The following is a 26,701-nucleotide window of genomic DNA, read 5'->3' as shown; positions in this document are numbered from 1 at the left end:
ATCAAAGGCCATAATTTATACAGCCCTTGATGGTTATAAATGTTAGTTATTTTTAGCAACGTCTTCGCCACTGCCTAGCAAGGTGGCAACCCACTTACCTTCAGCACTGGCTTCTAAGCCTATTTTTACAATCATAGTTAATGGCACAGATAAAAGCATACCCACAGTACCTAATAACCAGCCCCAAAATATTAATGATAAAAATACCACTAGCGTTGAAAGACCCAGCCCTTTGCCCAAAAACTTAGGCTCTACAATATTGCCCATCACCGTATTTATTGTTAAATAACCTGCAGCAACCAATCCCGCAATTAACGGACCTTGAGTAATAAGCGCAAGTAATACAGCCGGTACAGCCGCAATAATTGACCCAATATTAGGAATGTAATTGAACATAAATGCCAATACCCCCCACAGCACAAAGTAGTCAACGTCTAAAATCCATAAGTAAAACGCAGCAATAATACCCGTACCTAAACTTACTAGCGTTTTAATTGCCAGATATGAATTAATAGACTCTAAAAAGCGGTCAATTTGCTTCATTTTGCTATCGGGATCTTCAAGTGCCATATGTATTTTTTTGCTCAGCATTGGCCCTTCAAACAACATAAAAACAACGGTTAAAATAATTAAAAACATGTTTGCCATTACGCCACCTAAACCGGTGAGCATATTAGTGGCTACATCAACCATTTTACCTGGGTCGAACATATTGATTAACTGTTCTTTATTAATCAGTATGTTGTATTGAGATGCTAAATCTACAAGCCATACAAATTCTTCTTTGAGTTGTATTTTATACTCAGGAAGTTGCTGCGAAAAATCGTTTATTGATTGCCCTACAAGCCCGCCAAGGCTTACACCTAAGCCAACTATAATAAGCACTACCAACATAACAGCAATGCCTTTAGGAATTCGGTAGCGCGCAAAAAACTTGATAAGCGGATTACAAATAATGGCAATAAACGCCGCCAAAATAAACGGAATAATAATTACACTTGCCGCTTTTATCCCCGCGAGTACGACCACTAAGGAAGCAAAAACTATTAAGCTTTTATTTACTCCAGTTAAACTTGCCAATTTATTAATCCTTTTATTAATGATATGGCTTTAGTGTAAGGCAAAAGGTAATTAAATGAAATAATTACGAAGTGATCATAAAAGCCTGTTTTACGTATAAATTTGCAAAGCTGTTTGCTAGCGAGTATGTTTTTTAATCACTTGCTACTATTTTATTGTAAGGATTAATAATGCATATATTTGTTACTGGCGCGACGGGATTAATTGGTAAGCACTTATGCCCTTTTTTACTTCATCATAATACTGTTACTGTGCTTAGCCGAAATCCGACTAAAGCAAACGTATTATTGGGCCATAAAGTTAAAGCCGTAAGCAATGTCAATGCAGTAGATTTTAACACTGTTGATATTGTTATTAATTTAGCTGGCGAACCTATTGTAAATAAACGCTGGAGCGACAAACAAAAGCAAATAATACGCGACAGCCGTATTGGTGTTACACAACAAATTAGTGAAGCTATTAAAGCTTGTAGCACTGCCCCGCATACTTATATATCTGGAAGCGCCGTTGGGTTTTATGGTCGACAAAATAGTAACCCTATTGATGAAACTTTTGAAAGTCCACATGATGAATTTAGCCACCAGCTTTGTAAAGACTGGGAAAATGCAGCGCTACTCGCGCAATCAGAACACACCAGAGTGTGCCTTTTGCGCACGGGTATTGTTTTAGCTAAAAAAGGTGGAGCATTAAGTAAAATGCTCCCTGCCTTTAAATTGTGTTTAGGCGGCCCAATTGGTAATGGCGAGCAAGGAATGTCGTGGATACACATCGACGATATGATTCAGCTAATACTCTTTATTATTAAGCATCCAGAAATATCTGGCCCTGTTAACGCAACTGCGCCAAATCCTGTAAGCAATGCTCAATTTGGTAAAAGCTTAGGCGAGGCGTTATCGCGACCTGCATTTATCACTATGCCCACTGCAGTACTTAAACTATTAATGGGTGAAATGTCAGACTTACTAACAACGGGACAATTTGTAGTCCCTAAAAAGGCACTCGTTCATAATTATCGTTTTCATCATCCTGATATTAAATCAGCTTTAGAGAGTTTGGTTTAGCGGGCGTTAATAATTCTTGAGGTAAAATATAAAAATTGAAAAAGCAATCCTTTTAACTGAATTGACCTTTTCTTATTAATACATAATAATTACAACAGTTAGTTAAATATATATTTCATCATTTTATAATAAAGAGAATAAATCATGTTTCATTTGCCTACTGTGATCTTCTTCTCTTTTATCCTTAACTTATTCATAAGCTTATTTTTTCTCTCAATTTATAAATATAAAAAACAAACATCTTTTTTATTATTTGGTTTAGCCTGTGCCACATTTGCATTAGCCGAAATACTGGCATGTTTGCGCTTATTCATAGACTTTCCTTTAATAACCCACTATTTAGCTAGTGTTTCAATGATTACTAGCCCACTTTTAATCATTGTTGGACTATATAAATACAAAAACGTACAAAATATTAGCTTAATGCCTCTTTACTGTATATTTGGTTTTTCTAGCTTATTGTTATTGGCAATTTATCCTTTCGGTGCAGCAAAAATGCTAACGAGTTTAGTAATTGCCGGATTATTTATTTACACAGCGTATTTAATCAAAAGCATGAGCTTTGTTGCTAAAGCCCAGAAAAAGGCGTTAATTACCTGCTTTTTAGTGCACAGTGGAGTTATGTTTTTAAATGCTATATTTCTATCAATACCGGTACTTAGTTCGAGTATTCAAGATGTAGCAACCCCTTTGCAAATTGTGCTTATTAGTCATTTACTATTAGCCACACTGAGTGCTCTTATACTGCCATTTTTGTTATTTTCCAATAGTGAATACACGTTATCGAACCTTGCCAATACCGACTCTCTTACACAGTTATTTAATCGCAGAGGTTTCTTTAATAACGCCAAAGCAGTCCTTAAACAACCTAATAACAATGATATAAATGTATCTATAATTATTCTAGATATCGACTTTTTTAAGCATGTAAACGATAAGTATGGCCACGACACGGGCGATCAAGCAATTAAATGGATTGCTCAGCACATAAAAGAGCAATTTATTGATGAAGGTATTTGCGCCAGAATAGGCGGTGAAGAATTTGCAATATTACTACCAGACTATTCTCTACGAGCAGCTAAAGAATATGCAGAGCATTTACGTGAAAATATTTCTAAGCATCCGTTTTATTATCAAAACGCGCATATAAACCTATCTGTGAGCGCGGGAGTGAGTCACTCTGTAAATGGTAAAATGAGTGTAAAAGACTTACTATCGCTGGCTGATAAGCGCCTTTATCTTGCTAAAGAAACCGGCAGAGATAAAGTAGTCAGCTTTGACGAAAAAAACCTCTTAATGCAGTGCTAATTATTTTACAAGCAATTATAAAAAAGGCCCCACCAATAAAAACGTGGTAACACTTTGTATTTATAACGACTTGTTCCTATTTAGTTATATCAATTAGCTCAAGTATTTATGCAGGTTAGTATTAATCCTCTACATAAAAAAAGCCCTTCATTCGAAGGGCTTTGGTATACACACAATAGAGTTAATAAACTACTTACAAGACAGTGTAGCTTCGCCTGCCTTATTTGGCACAAACTGAATATTAGCCACAGAAATTGATGCTTTACCATTGCTGCGTAAACTAAATGGGCTTGTTAGGTTTGCAAAATTAACACCCTTATCAGCAAAACAACCTAAATCGATTGATACTGACTGCCATTTATTCTCAATGCTTTTATCTACAACGTTTGCTAAATCAATGCTTGCACCACATTCGCCCGAGCAAGTCATAGCAAGTGCTATATCGCTCGTTAGTGCTTCGTTTAATTTAATATCAAAGCTAATCACACTATCGGCTTCAACGTAGGCAATGGTATCTTCTGCAAAGCTTGTTACTATTTCAGCACTGGCTTTTTCTGCACCGCTAAAGTTAAATTGGCGAGCGTCTTCTTGTACTATTTTGTCCTCAGTTCGGTATTTAATTGCACCAAATTCATGTGTACTACTCGATACATCTAAAAGCTCATCGCCCGATTTTAACAATAAGCGCCATGGTGCTACAGGTGCACCAACAAGTATATCCATACTCGTAAGCCCTGAGTTATCAAGTTTAGAGTCTTCATCAAGGTCGTCAGCTAACACGTTTTTATCGCCGTACGTTAAACCAAAACCATAAGGAAGTAATGGGTCGTAATTTTCATCGCCTTTATTAACCGCAGTTTGTACCGCTGATTTAGGCCAAGAAAACGATAGCTTACCTTTAAAGTTATTTTGAATGGTGCCGTCTGCCGCTTTTAATAAAACATCAGCAATACCTGCGCCTTCTGTACCTGGCAACCATGCAGCTACAAACGCGTCAGATGCGTTAAGTTCACTGTTCACCCACATAGGTCGACCTGATATAAACACCGATACAACAGGGATACCTTGCTCTTTTAGCGAGCTTAAAAGTGCTAATGACTTTTTATTTCCGCGCTCAAACTCAAGGTTATCTTTATCGCCGTGCCCTTCTGCGTAAGGTTCTTCACCAAATACAACAATGGCAACATCAGGACGTTGATCAAACGTGCCATCAGCACTTAAAGTAACACTTCCATCTGCTGCTGATACTTGTTCTTCAAGCCCTTTATATATCGAAGTAGCACCAGGGAAATCTGCATTTTTATTATTAGTCCCTTGCCACGTAATACTCCAACCACCCGACTGTTTACCTATATTATCAGCACCATCACCTGCAACAAGTACGCGTTGATTAGCTGCGATAGGTAATAGGTTATTTTTATTTTTAAGTAATACAAGCGATTCGCGCACAGCTTGACGTGCGACTTCGCGATGCTCTTGCGCGCCAATTAGCTCTGTTTTTCCAGAGTAAAGACGCTTAGCCGGGCTTGGTTTATCAAATAACCCAGCGCGTAACTTAACGCGTAAAATACGTGCAACCGCATCATCAATGCGGCTCATACTAATTTCGCCTGACTTAACTTGCGCAATTGTATTGTTATAAAGTGGCTTCCAGGCACCTGTTGGCACCATAAATATATCGAGGCCTGCATTAACGGCTTGTGCACAGCTTTCGTTAGTACAGCCTTTAATTTGCCCATGACCATTCCAATCACCCACTACAAAGCCATCAAAACCCATACGTGTTTTTAATACATCTGTAAGTAAGTATTTATTGCCGTGATTTTTAACGCCATTCCAGCTATTAAAAGACGCCATAACCGATTGGCTACCTGCAGACAAGCCACCTACATAACCTTGGGCATGAATATCAAATAGCGACTGTTCGCTATCTATATTATTTCCCTGATCATCCCCATCAACGGTGCCGCCATCGCCAATAAAGTGCTTAACCGTGCTAATAACACGCTTATCACTTAAAAAGTCGCCATCGGCTTTACCTTGCAATCCATTTACAATCGCTGCTGAGTAATCGTGAACAATCTTTGGATCTTCAGAGTAGCCTTCGTACGTTCTGCCCCATCGGTCGTCTCGTACTACAGCTACAGTGGGTGCAAATACCCAATCTATCCCCGTAGCCATTACTTCTACTGCGGTAATAGACGCTATTTGCTCTATTAAATCTGGGTTATTAGCCGCGCCTAAACCAATGTTATGTGGAAAAAGTGTCGCGCCAATTACGTTATTATGACCATGTACTGCATCGGTGCCCCACATAGTTGGGATACTACTGCCATCAAGTGAGTCATCAACAGAAGCTTGATAAAAGCTCTCAGCTAAGGCTACCCAGTCCATTGGTGTTGCATGTTTGTCGCCATTAGGGAATGCTCCACCGCCATTAAGATATGAACCAAAGCCATATTTACGCATGTCTTCAACGGTAATATCACGAATTTCTGGCTGAATCATTTGAGCAACCTTTTGCTCAAGTGTCATAGCTTTTAAATAGTTAACTATTTTAGCTTCAATATCGGCATCTTTTTTAACAGCAATATTAAGTTTTGGCCAAATTTGCGCTGTTTTAGATAACGTTTCATTACTCTCAACCGATGTCACAGCGTCGTTTGAACAAGCCGATAAAGTACCTACTGATGCAATTAATGTTGCTAAGGCTATTTTATTAAGTGTAAAAGGGGTTTTCATTATAGAGTCTCCTGCGCTTGAACTGGTTTGCTACCGCTTAAACCATAGAACACGATAAATATGTAACATAAAATAGGTAAAACATACGAAAGTTGAACACCCACACTATCAGCAAGTGCACCTTGTAAAAGTGGCACTATTGCACCACCTACAATCGCCAAACACAAAATACCAGAGCCTTGAGCGGTATGCTTACCAAGTCCATTTAACGCTAAACTAAAAATAGTGGGGAACATAATAGAATTGAATAAACCAACCAAGAGTATTGACCACATTGCTAATTGACCCGACGTGCTCATGGCAATAACGACTAAGATAATAGCCATGGTCGCGTTAAAGCCAAGTACTTTACCAGCGGGTAATTTTTGCATTACAGCAGCACCAATAAAACGCCCAACCATAGCACCACCAAAATAATAAGTGATGTAATGAGCTGCAACATGCTCTTTTAGTCCTGCAATATGTTCTTGCGCTAAAAAGCTTACTAAAAAGCTACCAATTGCCACTTCTGCGCCAACATACATAAATATACCCACAGCACCTAATGTTAGGTGACGGTATTGCCATGCACTGCCCTCAATAGTGTCTGAGTTTTTAGCCGCTTCTTTTTGTTCACTCATAATGTCTGGCAATTTAAGCCATGCAAAAATACCGGCTAATAAAATAAGCATTGCAGCTAAAAGGAGGTAAGGAAGTTGTACTGATTCTGCATTTTGTGCCGGTGTTAAAAAGGCGTCCGACGCTGAGTCCAGAATTAACAGAGCACCAAATGATGGCGCAACTGTAGTGCCTAACGCGTTAAAAGCTTGAGTAAGCGTTAAACGAGACGACGCTGTTTTTGCCGAACCCAACAAACTTACATAAGGATTTGCAGATACTTGTAATAACGTTATGCCACTGGCAAGTACAAATAAAGCGAATAAAAATACAGGATAACTATGTAAAGACGCTGCTGGGTAAAATAAGACACACCCTACTGCCGCAATTAAAAGCCCAACCACGATTCCTTTTTTATAACCAAGCTTTTTAACAATCTGTCCACTAGGGAGTGACATTAAAAAGTAAGCGCCAAAAAAGCAAAACTGCACAAGCATTGCTTGTACATACGTTAAATCGAAAACCGCTTTTAAATGCGGAATCAAAATATCATTTAAGCAGGTAATAAAACCCCACATAAAAAACAGTGAAGTTAAAGATGTAAGTGCAAAACCATAGTTTTTATCTTGGTGGTTTTGCGACTGTGTGTGTGATGTCAGTGGTGCTGAACTAGCCATGTGCTCTCCGCAATTTATTATTATAAATTGATCTTCAGTAAGTAATTAATACAAACCCCGCTAAGGCGCAGTATTTAAGAGTTGACCTGAAGATTAATTAACATTAATCTAAAAATGTAAGCGCTTTCACGGCTAATTAAATACGAACATGTTACATATTTCAACAACTTTTATTTTTAATAATGTTTTGTACCCGCTGAAAGTCAGTAAAAATAAGCGCTAAGCGTGCAATTAAGTTCTCAAAAAGGTTTGTAACCAATGACAAAAATATCATTACCATTTAATTCACCTCTATTAACAAAAGACTTTGTTTATGGTGTAGCTACAGCATCATTTCAGATAGAGGGCGGATATGAGCATCGCTTACCGTGTATTTGGGATACCTTTTGTAGTACTGCAGGTAAAATTGCTGACAATTCACATGGTCATATTGCCTGCGATCATTACAACAATTGGCAACAAGACATAGATTTAATAGAGTCTCTAGGTGTTGATGCTTACAGGCTTTCTATTTCATGGCCTCGCGTGATGACTAAAGACGGAAAGTTAAATCCTGTAGGCGTTAAGTTTTATACTGATATTTTAGATGAGCTAAAACGAAAAAATATAAAAGCCTTTGTTACTTTGTACCACTGGGATTTACCGCAACACCTTGAAGATGAAGGCGGCTGGCTCAACAGAAAAACAGCTTATGCATTTGAGCAATACGTAGAACTAATTACTAACGCATTTGGAACTCGAGTGTATTCGTACGCTACATTAAACGAACCCTTTTGCAGCGCGTTTTTAGGTTACGAGATTGGCATACATGCCCCAGGTCTAGTAGGCAAGCAGTATGGTAAAAAAGCAGCTCATCACTTACTACTCGCTCATGGTCTGGCTATGAACGTGCTAAATAAAACATCGCCTGATACTCAAAACGGCATTGTGCTTAACTTTACACCCGCCTACCCACTTACCGATAATCAACAAGACATAGACAGTGCCAAATACGCTGATGACTACTTAAATCAGTGGTACATGAAACCAATAATGGATGGTAAATACCCGGATATAATTAACCAACTACCAAGCGATCATTTACCAGACATACACCCTGGTGATATGGAATTAATTTCTCAGCCAATTGATTACTTAGGCATTAACTTTTATACCCGCCAAATTTATAAAGCGCATCCTACTGACATTTATGAACCCATTGCACCTACAGGTCCGTTAACTGATATGGGATGGGAAATTTACCCGCAATCGTTCACCGACTTGCTCGTATCGCTTAATAAAACATACACCCTACCGCCTATTTATATAACCGAAAATGGCGCAGCCATGCCCGATACATATAATAATGGTGAAGTTAACGACTTAGATCGTTTAAATTACTATAATGATCACTTAAATGCGGTTCATAATGCGATTGAACAAGGTGTTGTTATAGATGGCTACTTTGCTTGGAGCTTAATGGATAACTTTGAGTGGGCAGAAGGTTATTTAAAACGTTTTGGTATTGTGTATGTAGATTATAAGACGCAGCAACGCACCATTAAAAATAGTGGCTTAGCTTATAAAGAACTCATCTCTAAAAGATAAGAGTATATCCATAACTAAAAACAAGTATAAAGCGGGATAAACAATCATGGTCAGTGTAAAAGAAAAAATAGCGTATGGCTTAGGCGACACCGCCAGTAATATTATTTTTCAAACAGTTATGATGTTTTTAATGCTGTACTACACAGACGTAGTGGGTTTATCGCCTGCTGTTGTAGGTACTATGTTTTTAGCAGTGCGTATTTTTGATGCCGTAACCGACCCATTAATGGGTAACCTTGCAGATAAAACACATACGCGCTGGGGGCACTTTCGCCCCTACTTACTTTGGCTTGCCCTCCCTTTTGCCATTATTAGTATTTTAGCGTTCACTACGCCCGATTTAGAAGGCACCGATAAAATAATTTATGCCTTTACTACTTACACTCTGCTTATGGTTGTCTACACCGCTATTAATATTCCTTATTGTGCATTAGGCGGCGTACTTACAAGCGACGCAAAAGAGCGCGTTACTATTCAGTCTTACCGGTTTGTATTTGGTATGCTAGGCGGCGTAATAGTAGCGGGTTGTACTATGCCAATGGTTGAGTATTTTGGCCAAGGCGATGCTGCCAAGGGCTATCAATACACAATGACTGCAATGAGCATTTTAGGCTTTGTACTGTTTTTACTTTGTTTTTTAGGCACAAAAGAGCGTATACAACAGCCTAAAGAGCAAAACATTCCTTTTGCCCAAAGTGTTAAAGCATTAATTAAAAACGATCAATGGCGAACACTTTGCTTAGCTGCATTCTTTTTACTTACCGGGCAAGTATTAAGGCTTACGCTTGCTGTTTACTACGTAAAATACTATTTAGGTCGAGACGATTTAATCACTTTATTTATGACGCTAGGTGTTGCAGCCAGTATGGTAGGTTGTGCTTTAGCTCAACCACTTGCAAAGCGCTTTTGTAAAATAAAGGCCTATATAAGCTTACAAGTTATTGCCGCCGCTATTTGTGGTTTTAGTTACTTTATTAGTAAAGATCAATTAGTACTCGCATTTACTGCCTTTATTTTATGGAAATTCTTTTTAGATATGGCAACCCCGTTGTTGTGGGCAAAAATGGCCGACACCATAGATTACGGGCATGAAAAAACAGGTGTACGCATTACGGGTTTGGTTTATTCAGGCGTTATATTTTTTATTAAAATGGGCGTGGCTGTAGGCGGCGCAATTGCAGGCTGGTTGTTATCTTTTTACAGTTATCAGGCCGATGCAGTACAAACTCTTGATACCCAACACGGTATTTTACTGTCATTCACTGTACTACCTGCTTTTGGCTCATTATTTGTTGCCTACATAATGAAAAAATATACACTGACTAATCAGGTTGTTGAAAATATTCAATCTAAACTAACAGCTAGTTAAGATATATACTCTAAGGTATTATTTAGCCGAAGTAGTTAAGGATAAGCGAGTGAACAAATAACATGGCAACAATTTATCAAGTCTCAGAGCTTGCGGGAGTATCGTTAGCCACCGTTTCTCGCGTGATGAACAAAAATACCCGTGTAAGCGATAAAACTAAACAAAAAGTGCTTGATGCTATGGCGCAGCTTGGCTACAAGCCTAATTCAATAGCGCAATCTTTAGCCTCTAACTGTACTAACAGTGTCGGTATTTTAGTGTCTGAGTTACATGGTCCTTTCTTTGCCCAAATGATGGCAGGTATTGAGTCAGAGCTTCGTGCTGCGGGTAAACACGTTATTATTACCACCGGACACAGTGAAGAAGACAAAGAACAAGAAGGCATTGAGTTTTTAATTAGCAGACGCTGCGATGCCATTATTTTGCACGTAGAAGGCGTCTCAGACGACTACCTAATAAAACTAAGCCAAGGCTCTACACCCGTTTATTTAATGAGCCGTTACGTAGAGCAACTAAAAGACAACTGTATCAGTCTAGATAATCAATTAGGTGGTTACCTAGCCACTAAATCGATATTAAATCAAGGCCATACACAAATAGCGTATATTGCAGGCCCGCAGTTTAAAGCCGATGCTTTTAACCGCTTAGAAGGTCATAAACAAGCGCTTACAGAGGCTGGTGTTAAATTTGATCCTACGCTTTATTATATTGGCGACTTTAACGAAACCGGTGGTAGTAAAGGCTTAAAACATTTTATTGATGAAAAACTTACCTTTACTGCACTGGTATGCGCCAATGACGAAATGGCCTCCGGTGCCATGAAGTATGCACGAGAGCACGGTTATAACTTACCAATTGATTTATCGATTGTTGGATTTGATAACGTTATTTTTGCAAACTACCTATACCCTACACTCACGACCATAGATAATCCGGTCGGAAAAATGGGCGAAATGGCTGCTAAATTAGTACTTAAAGACGTATATCAAAATAAAAACCTCGTTATAAATCGTTTTTTTGAACCCACTTTAATGCAGCGCGATTCATCAGCACCACTTATTAAATAAAAACTAAAGGCTAAAAACGAGTACTGATTTTGGTACAAAAAAAGCGGCTAAATGCCGCTTTTTGTATGTGAGCTACTTAACAATCCAAGGCGTTACTTTAATAACGTTCGATATATCGCCAAGCACTGCGCTATCATCTTCCCAGCTATCTTCAACTGCAAAATAACACACTGACTTTTCACACGTTATATTTTCATCATCAAATTGCATTGGGCTTTTAAATGTAACTGCTACGCCCTTTTGCTCTGGTAATAAAAACCACATTAATTTACTTACAAAAAAGCCCGACAAATCAGTTAATAGCTCATCAAGTTCTTCGTTAATGGTATATAACGACTGCTTTGAAAACGCTAAACCTTTAAGTTCGTTTGCTTCTATTTGTAGCTTTAATTGGCAATCGTGTACAGGATTGAGCGGCTCTACTACAATGACCGCTTTATCGGTATCAAGCTGCTTATCGAACGGCAATAGTAATTGTGCTTTATCGGTAAAGTTAAGTGGATACTCGTTTCTTTCGGTTAAAATAGTACCGCTTTTAATCGCACATGTTTCATTAGTACCAATATCACTAATGTAAAAGTTAACTCGCGCATATTGAAAATCGCCTTTGTTAACAATTTTTAAGCGGTCGTAAAAACCGTCATACGACATCACAAATTCTCTCGCATTTACATTAAACGCACTAATGCTCAGCAGTACTAACACAATAGCGTTGGTACAATTAAAAATGTATTTATTCATCAAAGTAGGCTCTATTTTGGCTAATCATCGTGTTTAACTCTTCTATATACGCTTCACCGCGCTCAGAGTAAGACATTAAACCTTGTGTAAGTTCAGTCGCTAAAATTGGTTTTTGCTCAAGACGTAAGTTTTCACGTATTGCGCGCAAATCTTTATAAGCAGGATGCGTATTTATGTTTTTAAAATAAGAGTTTATAGCAGCTCTTACTGATTTAAACGCAGCAACTTCGTGCGCAGCCCCTGTATTACGGCGTTTTGGCACCATGCCACAACCTTTTGTGTAACACCACTGACCAAAAAAGTTAAGGCCAATACGTGCAAAACGTGATGTGCCCCATGCAGATTCGTTTGCGGCTTGCATAAGCGCTAATTCTTTAGGAATTATATCAACACGGCGTAGTGCTTGCGTAAGTATTAGCGTATCAACCGTGGTTGGTAAGTCATACGACTTTAAAATTTTAGCAATATCTTTGTTTTGCTTTTTTTCTAAAGGTAATTCGTTTTGTAACATCATGCGTGCTATTTCGAGCTTAGCGCGTTGCTGTAATATTTTTTTATTTTCGGCTTCAACGTGCGGACGAATAAAGCTAAAAAATGCATGTTTTTTTTCTTTAACATCACTAAATTCTGAAAACTTTGGCAGTTTTACATTATGTAATGGTTTTTCTTTTTTCTTCACTTTTTTTGGTTGTTCTGACGTTTGCTCGTCTAAATCAACATCATCATTTTGTATAAACGGGTATGCAAGCGCCCATACAAAAAACACGGTTAGTAAAAGCTTAAAAATCGTTTTTAACATGTATTCTCTCTTTGAAACAACAGCTATGCATGGTTAATACACAAGCATACGAAGGCGCATTATACCTAAGCCACTTTATAAACGCGAATAACTGGGGTTTGATGACCTTTTACGGTTGAATTTTCAGCAGTGTATTTGGGTTTTAGATAAAACAGAGCCTATGTAGTGCATTTGTTCATTCGCAATTTATAAGTCCATGGGTATACTGAGCAAAGTTTAATAATATTAACGATGTGTGAGTAAGCAGTATGGATAAACAATGGCAAAGCCGAATAATAGAGCAATATAAACATCGTCCTAACGATAATCGCTCGCCGTGGCAGGTCGATCGTTCGCGTATTATTCATGCCGCTGCATTTAGGCGTTTGCAAGCAAAAACCCAAATTATGGGTATTGGCCTAAACGACTTTTATCGCACTCGCCTTACCCACTCTTTAGAAGTATCGCAAATTGGTACTGGCATATTGCGCCACTTAAAAGCGCAACATAGCGACTTTACGCACTTTCCATCAACCGGACTGCTAGAAACACTGTGTTTGGCGCACGATATTGGCCATCCGCCTTTTGGTCATGGTGGTGAAATAGCGCTAAATTACATGATGCGCGATCACGGTGGTTTTGAAGGTAACGCACAAACACTGCGCATAGTTGCAAAACTTGAGCCCTACAGTAATGAGCACGGGATGAACCTAACTCGTCGTACTTTATTAGGTTTTATAAAATACCCCGCGTTTATTAATACGCTTTGGCATACCATTCCCGACGATACAACCGGTCGTGCATTTATAAAAGCAGATGATTGGCGACCTGCCAAAGGGTTATACAACGACGATGAAGCCATATTCAATTGGATAGTAGAGCCACTGAGTCAAAACGATAAAACGTTGCTGGGTAACCATGGCGCTATTGATAAGTACCGCGCTAAAACAACGTATAAATCGCTCGACAGCGCCATAATGGAACATGCCGACGATATAGCATACGCCGTACACGACTTAGAAGATGCCATTGCAACACATGTACTTACGTTAGACGATTGGCAAACTCATGCTCTACCTCATTTAAAAGCACTAAACTTTGACTGGTTAAACACCATGCTTGAGTCGCTCACCCAGCGTTTGTTTTCAAAAAATGATTATGAGCGAAAAGATGCCATAGGTGAGCTGGTTAATACCTTTATTATTCATATACATTTAGATATTCAAAACGATGACTTTGAATGCCCTATTTTAAAGTACACCGCTAAATTAGATGCCCAATACGACAGTGTATTGCAAATACTTAAGCATTTTGTGTTTCAACGTTTAATACGCGACCCCGAAATGCAGCAAATAGAATTTAAAGGCCAAAACTTACTAATAGAGTTATTTACCGCGTTTGCTAGCGATCCGCTGCGTTTATTGCCCGAAACTACACAAGCACAATACATAGAAGCACAAAAGCAAAATCAAGGGATGCGTATAATTTGCGATTATTTGAGCGGAATGACCGACGAATACGCTTATAAAACGTATCAACGATTGTTTTCACCTATACAGTAGCAATACCAATAGACGTAAGTAATATAAAACTAGCAAACATTAAAAAGGCCGAGTAAATTAAATTTACTCGGCCTTTTTGCTCAGCTATTAAAGTTAGCTATTTTGTTAAAGCGCTTTTATAACGACTCTACGCCCATGTTATATAGCGTAAAACCAAATATATCAGCGTACTGCTCAATTGTTTTACTCGTTGGAGTACCTGCACCATGCCCTGCGTTTGTTTCTATGCGAATAAGCGTTGGGTTATTACCTGTTTGCTTTGCTTGAAGCTCAGCTGCAAACTTAAACGAATGCGAAGGGACAACGCGGTCATCATGATCGCCAGTTGTGATCATAGTGGCTGGATACTCAACACCTGCTTTTACATTATGAAGTGGTGAATACCCTTTTATGTATTCAAACATTTCTTTGCTTTGCTCACTGGTACCGTAGTCATATGCCCAACCAGCGCCGGCAGTAAATGTATGGTAGCGCAGCATATCAAGTACACCTACAGCAGGTAGAGCAACCTGAAATAAGTCTGGGCGCTGCGTCATCACTGCGCCAACTAACAAACCACCGTTAGATCCACCGCGAAGTGCTAAACGCTTTTTAGACGTGTACTTTTTATCTTTTAAGTACTCAGCTGCCGCAATAAAGTCGTCAAACACATTTTGCTTTTGCAATTTAGTGCCGGCATTGTGCCAGTCTTTACCGTACTCACCACCACCGCGAATATTAGCAACGGCGTATACACCACCTTGCTCAAGCCATACTGCATTAACAGGGCTAAAGCTTGGCGTTAAACTAATATTAAAACCACCGTAACCGTATAAAATAGTAGGGTTTGAACCATCAAGCTTAATGCCTGATTTATAGGTAATTACCATCGGTATTTTAGTACCGTCTTTTGATGTGTAAAACACTTGCTCAGACGTGTAATCATCACTATTAAAATCAATAGCCGACTTACGATAAACACCCGATTCACCCGTAGTTACATCAAACGTATAAGTAGTACCTGGTGTTTTGTAGTTAGTGAACGAATAATAAAGCGTTGTTTGATCTTTTTTACCGCCAAAACCACGTGCTGTACCCACGCCTGGTAATGTAATTTCGCGAATTAGCTCGCCTTTTTTGTTGTACTGTTTTACCTGCGAAATAGCATCAACCATGTAGTTGGCAAAAAAGGTATCGCCACCTTTTGTAAGGTTTAGTACGTTTTTGGTTTCAGGAATTAAATCAACCCAATTTTCAGGGCTTGGGTTACTTGCATCAACCGTCACTACTTTTTTGTTTGGTGCATTAAGGTTAGTAACTAAAAACAGCTTGCTGCCTTCGTTATCAATAACCGATGTATCTGAATCAGTATTTCCAACAACCGTTACAAACTCACTGTTTTCTTTTGTTAAATCTTTTATAAACAGCTTATTGCCTGAAGTAGACGTACTAGCTGAAATAAGTAAGTAGTGGCCGTCATGGGTTACATCAGCGCCTACATAGCGATGTTTTTGCTCATCAGTTTCACCAAATACAACACGGTCAGCAGACTGAGCAGTACCTAGCTTATGGTAATACGCTTTATGCTGATCTGTTTTAGCCGAAAGCTCACTGCCTTTAGGTTTTTCGTAACTTGAATAATAAAAACCTTCGTTGCCTAACCAATCAATGCCACTAAATTTAACGTCAACAAGCGCTTCTTCAACTTGCTCTTTAGTATGTGCATCAATAACTATAATTTTGCGCCAATCGCTGCCGCCTTCAGATATTTGATACGCGAGTAATGACCCATCTTTTGAAAACGATAAACCCGACATAGACGTCGTACCATCGTCACTAAACTTGTTTGGATCTAAAAATACTTCAACGTCGCCGCCATCTTTACTGCGGTACAAAACATATTGATTTTGCAGGCCATCGTTTTTATAAAAATAGGTGTAATCGCCTTCAGTAAAAGGAGCGCCTATTTTTTCGTAGTTCATTAGTTTTTCAAGGCGCTGCTTTAACTTATCGCGATAAGGGATTTGTTCTAAATAAGAAAATGTTAAATTGTTTTGCGTTTTAACCCAATCGGCAGTCTCGTCGCTCATATCATCTTCAAGCCAACGATATGGGTCGCTAACGGCTTCTTCAAAGTAGGTGTCTACGATATCGCCTTTTTTTGTTTCTGGGTATATAACTGCGTTAACTTGCTTCATTGGTGCTTTTACTTCTTCTTGAGTTACCGTATTAGTTGGCTCTGAACAGCCGCTAAGCGCTACAATTACAGCACACGCTAGAGTATGTTTAAACATCCTGAGTTCCATTCTTATTTATTAATAGTGCGCCTAAGTTATTAACTTTTAGCCCTTTTGTCTATTTAGATGCGTTAAGCGCCATTTATCGCTGTAAACAAATGTAAACTTACGCTTTAATAACACAACCCTCATTAAAATAAAAAACAATAAAAGAGCACACTATGCAAAGTACAAACCCCACGTTTAAAAGCTTTAAAGCCTTCTACCCTTATTATTTAAAAGAGCACCGCAATGTGATTTGCCGCCGCTTACATTTTATAGGAAGCACCCTTGTTCTTGCTGTAATCGCAATAGCATTATTAAAACAACACTACAGTTTATTGTGGCTATTACCTGTTATTGGATATGGATTTGCGTGGGTCGGGCATTTCTTTTTTGAAAAAAACCGCCCAGCTACTTTTAAACACCCTTTTTACAGTTTGTGGGGAGATTGGGTAATGTTTAAAGATATGCTTGTTGGAAAAATTAAATTTTAACACTATTTTTAGTGCTATTTTTTATACCAATTACTTATAAAAACAAAATTGCTTCATGCTTTAAAGTATAGGTTCTAATAAGTAGTACATAATTTATAGTACACCCATTAAATGTTAATTTAGTTAACATTTAATGGGTTTATTTGTATTTTAAATTTTAAAAAATATTTATAGATCAACAGCTATTTATTGCCAGCCCAATAAAAACGGCTTCCTACTCATGATTAGTTAAACCTACCAACCTCATCTTACCAGTTAATTAAACGTTAAATTTAATTTTTTAATATAATTCATTATCCATCAATTACTTAGCAATTACCTTCGCTATATACCTAAAACAATGATCATTATAAAAAACAACCAAATGTAATTATAAAAAACCTTAAATTAATTGAATGTTATTCAATTGACTGGCTTTGTTAATTAAGTATATGTTCAAGGTAACAAAGAGGTTTAATCTTTTTGTACAAAACTAAAATAATTCAATGGGTATGGGGAAATACAGCATGAATAGAAAACCGTTATTTAAATTACAGCAATCGGTACCACAAATATTACTCGCAATGAGCGCGTCTGCTGCACTACTTGGTTCGCTCTGCGTAAATGCTGCAGAGCAAGACACTAAAGCAGAAGAAAACATCGAACAAATAAGCGTAATTGGTTCTCGCCGATTAGGCCGTACAGTAGAAGACAGCGCAGTACCCATCGATATAATTGGTGCAGATGCACTTAAAAACTCAGGCTTTACTGAAACGAATGCCCTGCTTAGCAGTTTATTACCAAGCTTTAACTTCCCACAAGCATCACTTACTGATGGCAGCGACCATGTACGCCCTGCTCAACTTCGTGGTTTAGCACCCGATCACACCTTAGTGCTTGTTAATGGTAAACGCCGCCACAGCAATGCATTACTTAACTTAAATGGCTCAACGGGTCGTGGTTCATCATCGGTTGACTTAAATGCGATACCTGCAAATGCTATTGCCCGTATTGAAGTATTACGCGATGGTGCAGCAGCGCAATATGGCTCTGATGCTATAGCTGGTGTTATTAATATCGTACTTAAAAGTGCCAGCAGCGGTGGTTCAGTTGCGGCTATATATGGTGCTAACGTAACCGAAATGGACGGTGTACCACAGCTAAAATCAGTATCTGAAGGCAGTGATGGTAATTTAGCATTTACCGAAGGGGGCGATCGCTCTTTAACCGATGGTCAAACATTAACGCTGCAAGGTAATATGGGTTTTGAGCTTGGCGATAATGGCTTTTTAAACATCTCAACAGAATACCGCGACCGCCATTCAACTAACCGCTCAGACTACGATAACCGTGAAAACTACGCACGCATAGATGACGGTTCAGTAGATGGCGCGCTTGACCCACGTGAACTTACCGTAAATCGATATAACCATAACTTTGGTAATGGCGATGTTGAAGATTTTTCAATGTTTTATAACGCAGGTTACCAGTTAACAAACGAAGTCGACTTATATTCGTTTGGCTCTTACAGCAAACGTGAAGGCGAAGGCGGCGGGTTTTATCGCCGTGCAAGCGATAGCCGTAATATAGAAGAAGTATACCCTGATGGCTTTTTACCTGTTATTACCTCAGACATAAATGACTTTTCATTGGCACTTGGCGCTAAAGGTTTTGTAAGTGAATGGAATTACGATGTATCGGCCGTATATGGTCAAGATGCATTTGAGTTTGGTGTTATAAATAGCTTAAATACCTCATATGGCCCTACTAGCCAAACAAGCTTTGATGCAGGAACACTTACCTACGATCAACTTACCTTAAACGTTGATTTTAGCCGCGAGGTAGACGTCAGCTTTTTAGAAAGCTCTGTAAACGTAGCTGTAGGTGCTGAGTATCGCCGCGAAGGATACCAAATAGATGCAGGCGAAGAAGCATCATATGCACAAGGCACATTTGGCCCAGGAGGCGCAGTAACCGACCCTGTTGATGGCCCATTTGGCGCAGCGGGCGCACAAGTATTCCCGGGGTTTACACCCGAATCAGAGGGCGATAACAGCCGCCACAACGTGAGCTTATATATAGACCTTGAAACCTACCTAACCGACGATTGGAATTTAGCGGTTGCCGCCCGTTATGAAGATTACTCGGACTTTGGCGATACACTTAACGGTAAAATTGCAACTCGTTATTCATTAACTGAAGACCTAGCACTACGCGCCTCTGTATCTACTGGTTTTAGAGCACCTTCTTTGCAGCAGCAATACTTTACCTCAGTAGCCACTGTATTTGTTGATGGCGAACCAACCGAAACAGGTACCTTTGCACCAAGCAGCGATGTAGCAAAAGCACTGGGCTCACCTGGTCTTGATGCTGAAGAAGCAACAAACTACGGCGTTGGTTTTACATGGTCTACCGACTTTAATTTCAGCTTATCGGTTGATTACTACCAAATATTAATTGATGACCGCATTGTGCTATCAAACAACTTATCGGGTGCTGCTATTGCCGATTTACTTCAAGGCACAGGCGCTAACCAAGGTCGTTTCTTCTTAAATGCAATTGACAGCAAAACCCGTGGTGTTGATGTGGTTGCCTCATATAATGTAGCAACTGATGGTTATGGCGATTTAGCCTTTAACCTAGGTTACAACTACGGCAAAAATGAAGTAACAAATATTATCGACCCACCAGCAGAGCTTCAAGGTGCAGGGTTTGATCAAGACAACTTGTTCTCAGGCACTGAGCTGCGTCGTTTTGAAGTAAGCACACCGCGTAATAAGTACAACTTAAGCGCAACGTGGACTAACGATGATATTCGTACCACTCTTAGAACAACACGTTACGGCGAAACTCAAGACCCTTCAGATATCCCAGAACGTAACGAAGTGCTTAAGCCTAAATGGATAACCGACTTAGATGTCGCCTACTCGCTTAGTGAAAACGTATCGCTGAGCTTAGGTGCTAATAACATTTTTGATGTTTACCCAGATGCAACCCGTGAAAATGTTGACGATGTAACCACCTTCTCACGTTTATTTGCTTACTCTAGCTTCTCGCCGTATGGATTTAACGGACGCTACGTGTACGGTAAAATAGAAATGAAGTTCTAATAAGCACAGCTTAAAGTAACCAAACACAAAAAAGCCACCGATTAGGTGGCTTTTTAATGCGAGTTGCTATTAAATCTATAATTAGATTTTAGTTAACCAGCCGTGCTTGTCTTCACTTTTACCCCATTGAATATCGTTCAATGCTTGGCGAAGGCGCGCAGTCGTTGGGCCTGGTTCGCCAGTACCTACTTTGTATTCTTTATCGTTATGAATAAACGTACCCACAGCAGTTAGTACAGCTGCAGTGCCCGAAAGCGCCGCTTCAGTACCTGGTTTAGCAGCACGCTCTAGTAGCTCAGTAACGCTAAAGTTACGCTCGCTTACCGTCATACCTAAATCTTTGGCTATGGTTAAAATACTATTACGCGTTACACCGTGTAAAAACGTGCTATCAAGCGCTTTAGTAATAATTTCGTTGCCATCAATAAGTATAAAGTTAGCAGCACCGGTTTCTTGTACGTCGCCACCTGGGCAAAATAAAATTTGATCTGCTTGATACTTAGTTCGTGCAGCACTAATAGGTGCTAGAGCACTGGCGTAGTTACCACCACTTTTTACCATACCCATGTGCGGAGCGCAGCGCATACCATCTTCTTCAAGCAGTACGCGCAGTGCAGTTGCGCCACCGGCAAAGTAATCACCTACTGGCGATAGTAACGTGTATAAAAGCGAGCTCATTGACGGCGCAGCCGCTTTACCAATTGCCGCCTCAGTACCAATGTGCGTTGGGCGAATATACATAGAGCCTGGTGGTAATGGCGTTTCATCTGCGTATTCACGCATAATATCGATAATCATCGTTTTTAGCATATCACTGTCAAAACTCGGTAAGCTTAATAGCGCTGAGCTTTGTTGCATGCGTGCAATGTTTGCATCCATTCTAAAAAGATAAACAGAACCATCTTCATGGCGAAAGGCTTTTAAGCCTTCAAAACATGTACTTGAATAATGAAGAACGTGCGCACCAGCATGAAGTTCAAGTTTATCGGAAGGGACAATTGAGCTTTCGCTCCATTTATTATCAGAAAAACGAGCTTGAATCATCTGCGGCATAAACACGGTACCAAATGCGGCCATTTTAATCTCTCTTGTGTGGTCTATTTCCCTCCATTGTATGACAATCACCCGCCATTTAACCATAGCTAAAGTAAGGCTTTTTTAATTAACTATGAGAATTTTTTGCAAGTGCTGTTTACTAATCAACCGTATTGAGTGCAATAAACAAAAAAATCGGTCAGTGTAGTTACACAGACCGCTTTTTTCATTCGTTAATTAAAACATGTTTATTTAAACGAATATTTAATAATACGTTTTAACACCGACGTATACTGTCTAAAAAATCCACCCGTATGATAATCAACACCGTGTTTTTTCAAAACAGCTTGTACTTGTGGCGCAACTTCTTGATAGCGCGAAGACGGCATATCAGGAAATAAATGATGCTCTATTTGACAGCTCAAATGCCCTGTTAAAACATGAAACCAATGCGGCCCTTTAATATTAGACGAACCCAGTACTTGGCGGTAATACCACTGCCCTTGGGTTTCGTTTACGCAGTCTTCTTGTTTAAAAGTTTGCGTTTCTTCAGTAAAGTGACCACAAAATATTATGGTCGATGTCCATAAATTACGGATTAAGTTAGCTACTAAATTCCCCGCCAATACCCATAAAAATAAAGGCCCTGCAAGTAACGGAAATATCGCATAATCTTTAATTAACTGGCGAGCGCCTTTACTAAAAAAGCGCTGCTTTAATGTAGAGTGTGATACAAGCCCTTCGCGGTTTTCTTTCTTTTTACCAATAAAAACACGCTCTGCAGCCAACTCGTGATACGACACGCCCCACTGAAATAACACACTTAAATTAATATACGTAAAAAACTGCCATACATTTTTAAAACGCCACTTAAAATCATCGCTTAAACGCAACAAGCCATAGCCAAAATCACGGTCTTTACCAATAATATTAGTATACGTATGGTGTTCAAAGTTATGAACTCGGTGCCAACTTTGCCCATCGCACGCTATGTCCCACTCATAATGTTGTGAGTTAAGTTGCTTGTCGTTCATCCAGTCGTATTGACCGTGCATTACATTGTGGCCAATTTCCATATTGTCTAAAATTTTAGCAAGTGCTAATAGCAGCACGCCTGCAACCCACAATAGTGGCTGAATAAAACCAAGCATAAGTAAAATTCGCCCGCTCCATTCACACACTCGCTGTTTGCGCACAACAGAGCGAATGTAGTCAGCATCTTGTTGACCTACTTTGCCAAGGGTGTCCATTTTAATGGCATCTAACTCGCTTGCGAGCATGTCATAATTAATGTTTTTCATAATTGTAACTCCAAATCACTAACAGGTTGGCTTACGCAAAGTTGTATTAACTGCTCGCCGTTGTCACTCAATTCACCTGTTTTTAAATTACGTACCACGCCTGACTTTTTAATACATTGGCATTGATGGCAAATACCAATACCGCAACCGCGTTTAACGGGTAGCTTTTTTTCTTCAAACTGAGGTAGTAAAACATCGTTGCCCGATACAACATGGGCACTGGCGTTAATTTTTACATTAAATTGGCTGTCATCATTTAAGCTAGGCAGCGCCAAACCAAAGGCCTCTTGGTAGTAATTTAGCTTATGCGTTTTAGCAAAATCGCTCACCGTTTGCATAAATGCTGCAGGGCCACAGCAGTAAATGTCTGGGTTTTCCCACGGCTTAATATTGCTGGTTATATCGCTGGTTATATCGCTTGATTGCTCACGCGTTAATAATAAAAACGAAAAATGCTCAAATTGCGCCGCAAACTCACTCAGCTCATCAACACATTGATGCTCAGTGGCTTTTGCGTAATACACTAACGACACTTTTTGCGTAGTTTGGTTTAAGTAATCATCAAGCATAGCCAGCATAGGTGTTATACCCGAGCCGCCTGCAATAAAAGTGGCTGGTGTATGTGTGTTTTTAAATACAAAGTCGCCGTTTGGCGCAGAAATATTGCACCACAAACCCGCTTTTAATGCGCTGCTGAGTAAGCCAGTAAAGCGCCCTTGCGTATTTGTTTTGATTAGTAAACGCACTAACCCAGTATTTTTAAATTGCTGAGCGCTTGAAGCCACGGTAAAAACGCGTGTTAATAATCGCCCATTAATTTCAAGCGTTAAACTTATATGCTGCCCTGACGTATGTGCCTGCCAATGTTTGCTTGGCTTAAGTTGCACACTTAAAAAGCCGCCATCAAGCACAGCGGTACTAACTACTTGCGCTCTAAACTGCCCTGCACTCCATGCAGGTTTAAACACCTGCATTATTGGCTCTATGTAGCCTGCAAAACTTTGATGGTGTAAAAACCATTTTGAAAATTGGTTTAATACTTTAATTATCATCACTATTAATCTCTTGGATCGTAAAATACTTAACGTTTGAACTTACACGTGTACGCTCAAACTTCAGCGCACAAGTGTACGCTGAAATTTTTAGTTTTCAACCCCAATAGAGTAATTATTCAATTTTTTATTAGCGCTAATTACTAAAACAATTTTCTGTTAAAAGGCCATCGTATAAAAATATAAGTGTGTGTTTTTCATTCAACTCAACGCTTAACAAATTTATTTATGCCATGTTAAGGTTATGTAAGATTGGATTAATTTTGGAAGCCATAATGATAAATTTAATGTCACATAACACACTCCCTAAACTAATAAGTGCAGGCTTAGCCGTTGCTATGTTTGCTATTAACGCACCCGCAAATGCACAAAGCGATTACATAAAAAACTATAAAGAACTCGATACTTTACCGCTTAACATTAACGCAGTAACAGCGGCAGAAGGTGTGGTTATACCTTGGGCTATTGAGCCTTTAGCTAATGGTGATTTGTTAATATCTGAGCGCAGTGGAACGTTATATTTATTACCTAAAAATACCACTACGTTAACTAAGGTCTCTGGGTTGCCCGACATTGACGCTAATGGCCAAGGTGGGTTGCTTGATTTATCACTACACACCGATAGTAAGCAAAACCAATGGCTGTACTTTAGTTACTCAAGTAGTGAGGGCAAAGGAAGCGGAAGTAACACCGCCCTAATGCGCGCCAAGCTAAATAGCGATCATACGCAGTTGTCTGATCAGCAATTGCTATACAAAGGCGAGCATAATAGTAGCAAAGGCCAGCACTACGGCAGCCGTATTGTGTTTGATGATGAAGGTTATGTTTATTTTTCAATTGGCGATCGCGGCTCGCGCGACATAAACCCGCAAGATCTCACGCGGGATGGCGGTAAAATTTATCGCTTACACGAAGATGGTAGTATCCCAAGCGACAATCCGTTTGTTAAACAAAACGATGCAAAGCATGCGGCATGGTCTTATGGGCATCGTAATCCACAAGGCATGTGGTTTGATAATCAAAACAATATTTTATGGTCTCACGAACACGGGCCACGCGGCGGCGATGAACTTAACATTATAAAAAAAGGCGCTAACTACGGATGGCCTTTAGTAAGTTATGGCGTTAACTACAGCGGTACCAAGTTCACAGACCTTAAAGAAAAAGACGGTATGCAATCGCCCGTATTACACTGGACCCCTTCAATTGCCCCTTCCGATATGTTGTATGTAACGAGTGATAAATACCCACAGTTAAAAGGTAAACTATTACTAGCCTCCATGAAGTTTGCTTTCATTAGCGCGCTGGAACTCTCAAAGGGCAAGGTTGTTAAGCAATATAAAATACTCGATGGCATTGGCAGAGTTCGCAGCCTAGCCCAAGGCAGCGATGGTTTTATTTATTTAGGTATTGATGGCCAAGGTATTAAACGCCTAGAGCCAGAAACGTAAGCACTAGAACTAGCACACAGTACGTTAATAGTTACACCGTGTTTACTTTGCGCTTTTAAAGCGCAAAGTAAACATTTTCACCAAACAAAGAACTATTAAGCCCATTAATGCGTACACTAACTACATATAATTTAATAAATTAAGAGAATACTAATGTTTTCATTTTTAAAGCCTGACCCAATAAAAAAACTGCGTAAAGAATACGACGTAAAGCTAGAGCAAGGCATGCAGGCACAAAGAAAAGGCGACATTAAAGGCTTTGCAATGTTAAGTGCAGAAGCCGAAAAAATCTGGAGTGAAATAGAAACTCTAGAGGCTAAAAAAGCCAAATAAATAATATTTAAACGCGTCTGCCCTGTTTTAAAAGTAGGAAGACGCGTTTAGTAAATAATTTATGACCTCGTTTTTTACAGCTTCCACCAGCCACAAATCACCTTTTATAATATGCTTACACAAACAAGTGTACTTAAAGCGGTTACTTGCATTATCGCAGCCGTTTTTTAGTGAATATTAAATGATTTAAAATCGGGTTTGGTTTTCATTTTAAATACTTAATTGCTGCATTTATGTACCGCGCTGGCGTTTTTCCTCATAAGTCTAGAAATGAGGACGTTTTCCTCTTTTCTGCATATTATTAAAAGAACGGCCCGACTTAAAGTTTAATACTCGCAATGTGTTACAGGATTTGCTATTAATATTAAAAAATAATTAAGAGGACATACTTTGCTCATAAAAAGAGGAAAGTGTCCTCTGATAAAGCTGTTAGCTACCAAGAGTATTTATGAGCATTGACGATATATTTAAAATTTCAGGCGCTATCATTGCTTCTGTAGGTGGTTCAGCTTTACTCATAGCAGGTTTTAGCACCTGGCTTGGTAAGGTGTGGGCGAATAGAATCCTAGAAAAAGACAAACTTAAATACACATCTGAACTTGAAGCAATAAAATCAGAATTGCAACGAGAATCAGAGCGTCAAAAGGTTACATTCTCACTTTACTTTGAGGGGCAATTTAAATTATATAATGAGTTGTGGATTGCTTTGTCAGAATTACAAAATGAAGTAGATAAATTGTGGGAGTCAGCGTCAAATGAAAATTTGAAATCATTTATCAAAGCGGTTCAGAAAGCGAAAAAACAAATTAGAAATAGCGCTATTTTAATTGAAAAAACTCATTATGAAAAAATACTTCAAAACTTAAATTCATTTGAAAATTATAAATTCGGTAAAGAGAGGTTAATTGTTAGTAGAAATATCTCTAATTTAGCCTCATATGAAATAGACGAAATAGTTAGACAAAACCAGCAGTTTAGAACTGAAATAACAGAGTTTACACAGTTTATGCTTGAACATATGCGAAACCAAATAAAAGGTAGCTAACAAGAGACTATGGCGTCAATAGTTAATTTATAACTTTTGGCGCTACCCATGAAACACCGTCTCTTAGCATTGAA

The 26,701-nt window shown here is 39.1% G+C and carries 20 protein-coding genes; 11 read left to right on the top strand and 9 right to left on the bottom strand.

What is annotated here, in order from left to right:
- Positions 1–42: 42 nt before the first annotated feature.
- Positions 43–1,080 (bottom strand): AI-2E family transporter, encoded by a 1,038-nt coding sequence (locus AAEY68_RS12660; RefSeq protein ID WP_024593483.1) that lies wholly within the window; start codon positions 1,078–1,080, stop codon positions 43–45.
- A 170-nt stretch (positions 1,081–1,250) separates the two neighbouring features.
- On the opposite strand from AAEY68_RS12660, the gene AAEY68_RS12655 reads away from it, so the two are divergent.
- Both AAEY68_RS12655 and AAEY68_RS12650 read left to right on the top strand, forming a co-directional pair.
- Positions 1,251–2,141 carry a TIGR01777 family oxidoreductase gene (locus tag AAEY68_RS12655; protein ID WP_024593482.1) on the top strand — a complete coding sequence of 297 codons (891 nt, stop codon included), beginning with the start codon at positions 1,251–1,253 and terminating at the stop codon, positions 2,139–2,141.
- 354 nt (positions 2,142–2,495) lie between these two features.
- On the top strand, positions 2,496–3,449 hold the full coding sequence (locus AAEY68_RS12650) for a GGDEF domain-containing protein (protein WP_081707864.1): 954 nt from the start codon (positions 2,496–2,498) through the stop codon (positions 3,447–3,449).
- Between the two features lie 189 nt (positions 3,450–3,638).
- On the opposite strand, the gene AAEY68_RS12645 is transcribed toward AAEY68_RS12650, so the two are convergent.
- Positions 3,639–6,191 (bottom strand): glycoside hydrolase family 3 protein, encoded by a 2,553-nt coding sequence (locus AAEY68_RS12645; protein WP_024593480.1) that lies wholly within the window; start codon positions 6,189–6,191, stop codon positions 3,639–3,641.
- Positions 6,191–7,465 (bottom strand): sugar MFS transporter, encoded by a 1,275-nt coding sequence (locus tag AAEY68_RS12640; protein ID WP_024593479.1) that lies wholly within the window; start codon positions 7,463–7,465, stop codon positions 6,191–6,193. The genes AAEY68_RS12645 and AAEY68_RS12640 overlap by 1 nt, the downstream gene beginning before the upstream one ends.
- Before the next feature lie 258 nt (positions 7,466–7,723).
- On the opposite strand from AAEY68_RS12640, the gene AAEY68_RS12635 reads away from it, so the two are divergent.
- The 3 genes from AAEY68_RS12635 (at position 7,724) to AAEY68_RS12625 (ending at position 11,488) form a co-directional block, all read left to right on the top strand.
- A complete protein-coding gene (locus AAEY68_RS12635; protein WP_024593478.1) occupies positions 7,724–9,052 on the top strand; it encodes a GH1 family beta-glucosidase in 1,329 nt (442 codons plus the stop codon).
- A gap of 46 nt (positions 9,053–9,098) precedes the next feature.
- Complete coding sequence (locus AAEY68_RS12630; RefSeq protein ID WP_010552529.1) at positions 9,099–10,421, top strand: glycoside-pentoside-hexuronide (GPH):cation symporter; 1,323 nt, start codon at positions 9,099–9,101, stop codon at positions 10,419–10,421.
- A 62-nt stretch (positions 10,422–10,483) separates the two neighbouring features.
- A complete protein-coding gene (locus tag AAEY68_RS12625) occupies positions 10,484–11,488 on the top strand; it encodes a LacI family DNA-binding transcriptional regulator (RefSeq protein ID WP_024593477.1) in 1,005 nt (334 codons plus the stop codon).
- 72 nt (positions 11,489–11,560) lie between these two features.
- Here AAEY68_RS12625 and AAEY68_RS12620 read toward each other — a convergent pair whose 3' ends face one another.
- Both AAEY68_RS12620 and AAEY68_RS12615 read right to left on the bottom strand, forming a co-directional pair.
- Positions 11,561–12,229, bottom strand: coding sequence for a DUF2987 domain-containing protein (locus AAEY68_RS12620; protein WP_024593476.1), 669 nt, complete (start codon positions 12,227–12,229; stop codon positions 11,561–11,563).
- The gene (locus AAEY68_RS12615) at positions 12,222–13,028 is read right to left on the bottom strand and encodes a glucosaminidase domain-containing protein (protein ID WP_024593475.1); all 807 of its coding nucleotides are present in this window, start codon (positions 13,026–13,028) and stop codon (positions 12,222–12,224) included. Before AAEY68_RS12615 ends, AAEY68_RS12620 begins: the two co-directional genes overlap by 8 nt.
- 248 nt (positions 13,029–13,276) lie before the next feature.
- On the opposite strand from AAEY68_RS12615, the gene AAEY68_RS12610 reads away from it, so the two are divergent.
- A complete protein-coding gene (locus AAEY68_RS12610; RefSeq protein ID WP_350586039.1) occupies positions 13,277–14,569 on the top strand; it encodes an anti-phage deoxyguanosine triphosphatase in 1,293 nt (430 codons plus the stop codon).
- A gap of 116 nt (positions 14,570–14,685) precedes the next feature.
- On the opposite strand, the gene AAEY68_RS12605 is transcribed toward AAEY68_RS12610, so the two are convergent.
- Positions 14,686–16,842, bottom strand: coding sequence for a prolyl oligopeptidase family serine peptidase (locus AAEY68_RS12605; RefSeq protein ID WP_024593473.1), 2,157 nt, complete (start codon positions 16,840–16,842; stop codon positions 14,686–14,688).
- A gap of 164 nt (positions 16,843–17,006) precedes the next feature.
- On the opposite strand from AAEY68_RS12605, the gene AAEY68_RS12600 reads away from it, so the two are divergent.
- Both AAEY68_RS12600 and AAEY68_RS12595 read left to right on the top strand, forming a co-directional pair.
- Positions 17,007–17,321: an Mpo1-like protein gene (locus AAEY68_RS12600; protein ID WP_010552524.1), complete on the top strand. Its 315-nt coding sequence runs from the start codon at positions 17,007–17,009 to the stop codon at positions 17,319–17,321.
- 506 nt (positions 17,322–17,827) lie between these two features.
- Positions 17,828–20,410, top strand: a complete 2,583-nt coding sequence (locus AAEY68_RS12595) for a TonB-dependent receptor plug domain-containing protein (protein WP_350586036.1) — start codon at positions 17,828–17,830, stop codon at positions 20,408–20,410.
- A gap of 81 nt (positions 20,411–20,491) precedes the next feature.
- Here AAEY68_RS12595 and AAEY68_RS12590 read toward each other — a convergent pair whose 3' ends face one another.
- From AAEY68_RS12590 to AAEY68_RS12580, 3 genes are all read right to left on the bottom strand, one after another.
- Positions 20,492–21,550, bottom strand: coding sequence for a branched-chain amino acid aminotransferase (locus AAEY68_RS12590; protein ID WP_269435109.1), 1,059 nt, complete (start codon positions 21,548–21,550; stop codon positions 20,492–20,494).
- Between the two features lie 143 nt (positions 21,551–21,693).
- The gene (locus tag AAEY68_RS12585; protein WP_166421666.1) at positions 21,694–22,746 is read right to left on the bottom strand and encodes a fatty acid desaturase family protein; all 1,053 of its coding nucleotides are present in this window, start codon (positions 22,744–22,746) and stop codon (positions 21,694–21,696) included.
- On the bottom strand, positions 22,743–23,798 hold the full coding sequence (locus AAEY68_RS12580) for a flavin reductase family protein (protein WP_350586054.1): 1,056 nt from the start codon (positions 23,796–23,798) through the stop codon (positions 22,743–22,745). The genes AAEY68_RS12585 and AAEY68_RS12580 overlap by 4 nt, the downstream gene beginning before the upstream one ends.
- Before the next feature lie 275 nt (positions 23,799–24,073).
- On the opposite strand from AAEY68_RS12580, the gene AAEY68_RS12575 reads away from it, so the two are divergent.
- From AAEY68_RS12575 to AAEY68_RS12565, 3 genes are all read left to right on the top strand, one after another.
- Positions 24,074–25,249 (top strand): PQQ-dependent sugar dehydrogenase, encoded by a 1,176-nt coding sequence (locus tag AAEY68_RS12575; RefSeq protein WP_350586034.1) that lies wholly within the window; start codon positions 24,074–24,076, stop codon positions 25,247–25,249.
- A 153-nt stretch (positions 25,250–25,402) separates the two neighbouring features.
- Positions 25,403–25,582: a DUF6435 family protein gene (locus tag AAEY68_RS12570; RefSeq protein ID WP_024593466.1), complete on the top strand. Its 180-nt coding sequence runs from the start codon at positions 25,403–25,405 to the stop codon at positions 25,580–25,582.
- Positions 25,583–26,030: 448 nt separating this feature from the next.
- Positions 26,031–26,627 carry a hypothetical protein gene (locus tag AAEY68_RS12565; protein ID WP_024593464.1) on the top strand — a complete coding sequence of 199 codons (597 nt, stop codon included), beginning with the start codon at positions 26,031–26,033 and terminating at the stop codon, positions 26,625–26,627.
- Positions 26,628–26,701: the final 74 nt, after the last annotated feature.

It is taken from the genome of Pseudoalteromonas sp. RB2-MNA-CIBAN-0110 (genome assembly GCF_040309305.1).
Taxonomy (GTDB): Bacteria; Pseudomonadota; Gammaproteobacteria; order Enterobacterales; family Alteromonadaceae; genus Pseudoalteromonas; species Pseudoalteromonas arctica.
The sequence above is the reverse complement of the archived record's forward strand: the minus strand, read 5'-3'. Positions and strand labels throughout refer to the sequence as shown.

Coding starts and splice junctions, on each gene's coding strand:
- AAEY68_RS12655 (WP_024593482.1), top strand. CDS start 1,251: ATGCATATATTTGTTACTGGCGCGACGGGATTAATTGGTAAGCACTTA.
- AAEY68_RS12650 (WP_081707864.1), top strand. CDS start 2,496: ATGATTACTAGCCCACTTTTAATCATTGTTGGACTATATAAATACAAA.
- AAEY68_RS12645 (WP_024593480.1), bottom strand. CDS start 6,191: ATGAAAACCCCTTTTACACTTAATAAAATAGCCTTAGCAACATTAATT.
- AAEY68_RS12640 (WP_024593479.1), bottom strand. CDS start 7,465: ATGGCTAGTTCAGCACCACTGACATCACACACACAGTCGCAAAACCAC.
- AAEY68_RS12635 (WP_024593478.1), top strand. CDS start 7,724: ATGACAAAAATATCATTACCATTTAATTCACCTCTATTAACAAAAGAC.
- AAEY68_RS12630 (WP_010552529.1), top strand. CDS start 9,099: ATGGTCAGTGTAAAAGAAAAAATAGCGTATGGCTTAGGCGACACCGCC.
- AAEY68_RS12625 (WP_024593477.1), top strand. CDS start 10,484: ATGGCAACAATTTATCAAGTCTCAGAGCTTGCGGGAGTATCGTTAGCC.
- AAEY68_RS12620 (WP_024593476.1), bottom strand. CDS start 12,229: ATGAATAAATACATTTTTAATTGTACCAACGCTATTGTGTTAGTACTG.
- AAEY68_RS12615 (WP_024593475.1), bottom strand. CDS start 13,028: ATGTTAAAAACGATTTTTAAGCTTTTACTAACCGTGTTTTTTGTATGG.
- AAEY68_RS12610 (WP_350586039.1), top strand. CDS start 13,277: ATGGATAAACAATGGCAAAGCCGAATAATAGAGCAATATAAACATCGT.
- AAEY68_RS12605 (WP_024593473.1), bottom strand. CDS start 16,842: ATGTTTAAACATACTCTAGCGTGTGCTGTAATTGTAGCGCTTAGCGGC.
- AAEY68_RS12600 (WP_010552524.1), top strand. CDS start 17,007: ATGCAAAGTACAAACCCCACGTTTAAAAGCTTTAAAGCCTTCTACCCT.
- AAEY68_RS12595 (WP_350586036.1), top strand. CDS start 17,828: ATGAATAGAAAACCGTTATTTAAATTACAGCAATCGGTACCACAAATA.
- AAEY68_RS12590 (WP_269435109.1), bottom strand. CDS start 21,550: ATGGTTAAATGGCGGGTGATTGTCATACAATGGAGGGAAATAGACCAC.
- AAEY68_RS12585 (WP_166421666.1), bottom strand. CDS start 22,746: ATGAAAAACATTAATTATGACATGCTCGCAAGCGAGTTAGATGCCATT.
- AAEY68_RS12580 (WP_350586054.1), bottom strand. CDS start 23,798: ATGATAATTAAAGTATTAAACCAATTTTCAAAATGGTTTTTACACCAT.
- AAEY68_RS12575 (WP_350586034.1), top strand. CDS start 24,074: ATGATAAATTTAATGTCACATAACACACTCCCTAAACTAATAAGTGCA.
- AAEY68_RS12570 (WP_024593466.1), top strand. CDS start 25,403: ATGTTTTCATTTTTAAAGCCTGACCCAATAAAAAAACTGCGTAAAGAA.
- AAEY68_RS12565 (WP_024593464.1), top strand. CDS start 26,031: ATGAGCATTGACGATATATTTAAAATTTCAGGCGCTATCATTGCTTCT.